The sequence below is a fragment of the Acinetobacter sp. UBA6526 genome (assembly GCF_002434875.1).
Lineage (GTDB): Bacteria > Pseudomonadota > Gammaproteobacteria > Pseudomonadales > Moraxellaceae > Acinetobacter > Acinetobacter venetianus.
The window spans coordinates 3,599-5,339 of record NZ_DJLC01000075.1 but is presented as its reverse complement, the minus strand read 5'-3'; the positions used below and the strand labels follow the sequence as shown (position 1 = coordinate 5,339).

Below are 1,741 nucleotides of genomic sequence, written 5' to 3'. Positions count from 1 at the left end.
AGTTTTTTCACTGCTGTCGTCATTTTGAGTGGCTTGAACTTTAATCGTTGGGAGTTGTTGTGTCTCATCATCGAGTGCATAACTATATGAACTAATACTAATTAACGTTGAGATAGCTAAAAACAATCGACTACGTTTGAACAGAGGGGAAGAACTCATACCGACAACCATGTGAAATAAATGAGAAATACTATTATTATCATTATTGTTAATATTTGTTAATTTTGCAATTTATTTCCTCTAAAGCTTAATGGGAATAGTTATGGTTAATTAGGGGATTAATTGATAATTTCGAAAAGCCATAAAAAAAGGCCACCGAAGTGACCTTTTAATTTTTCTTAATCCCTCTTTGTGCAAGAGGAAAAATGAATTAAGCAGATTTTACTGCATTTAATAATTCATTTTGACGATCTTTAAGCGCTTGAGGTAAGCGAGCACCAAGTTTAGTGAACAGCTCAGTGTGGCTTTCAATCTCTTTGATCCATTGATCTTTGTCTTGAGAAGTTACTGTATCAAACTGTTCTTTAGAGAAGTCAATACCAGCCCAGTTCAACTGTTCATATGTAGGAACTAAACCGATTGGAGTTTCAGTCGCTTCTGCACGACCTTCACAACGATCAATAATCCACTCAAGAACACGCATGTTTTGACCAAAACCAGGCCATACGAAGTTGCCTTCTGCATCACGACGGAACCAGTTTACATTGAAGATTTTTGGTAATTTATTACCAGCAGCTTCTGCTTTAGCACCAACCTCTTGACCAAGTTGTAACCAGTGGCCAAAGTAATCAGCCATGTTGTAACCAGCAAATGGAAGCATTGCAAATGGGTCACGACGAACTATACCTTGTTGACCAACAGCAGCAGCAGTTGTTTCAGAACCCATCGTAGCAGCTTTATAAACGCCATCAACCCAGTCAAAAGCTTCTGATACTAAAGGTACTGTGTCTGCGCGACGACCACCGAAGATGAACGCAGAAATTGGTACACCAGCTGGATTTTCCCAGTCAGCATCGATAGAAGGGCATTGACCAGCTGAAACTGTGAAGCGTGCATTTGGGTGTGCAGCTTTTTCACCATCAACGTGAGGTTGACCTTTCCAGTTGGTTAAGTTAGTAGGAACTTCTTTAGAAAGACCTTCCCACCAAATTTCGCCATTGTCTGTAACAGCGACGTTTGTATAGATTACATCTTTATGAAGTGTCGCCATACAGTTCGGGTTAGTCTTGGTATTTGTACCAGGTGCTACACCGAAGAAACCAGCTTCTGGGTTGATTGCATATAAGCGACCATCTTCACCTGGTTTGATCCATGCAATATCGTCACCTACAGTTTCAATCTTCCAGCCTTCATAGCCTGCTGGTGGAATTAACATTGCGAAGTTTGTTTTACCACAAGCAGAAGGGAATGCTGCTGCGATGTAGTGTTTTTCGCCTTGTGGATTTGTCACGCCTAAAATAAGCATGTGCTCAGCTAACCAACCTTGTTCACGACCCATTGCTGATGCAATACGAAGTGCTAAGCATTTTTTACCAAGTAAAGCATTACCGCCGTAACCAGAACCGTAAGACCAGATTTCACGGGTTTCTGGGTAATGAACGATGTATTTTTCGTTGTTGCAAGGCCAAGCAACATCTTTCTGACCATCTTTAAGTGGAGCAGCAACTGTGTGTACACATGGGATGAATTCGCCATCTGTGCCTAGCACATCATAAACCGCTTTACCCATACGAGCCATTTT

Annotated in this window: 1 protein-coding gene; it reads right to left on the bottom strand. The window is 41.1% G+C overall.

The window, feature by feature from the left end; translation table 11 throughout:
• Positions 1–370 precede the first annotated feature (370 nt).
• Positions 371–1,741, bottom strand: a 1,371-nt coding sequence (locus tag B4237_RS04975; protein WP_286941942.1) for a phosphoenolpyruvate carboxykinase (GTP), incomplete at its 5' end; no start/stop codon positions are given.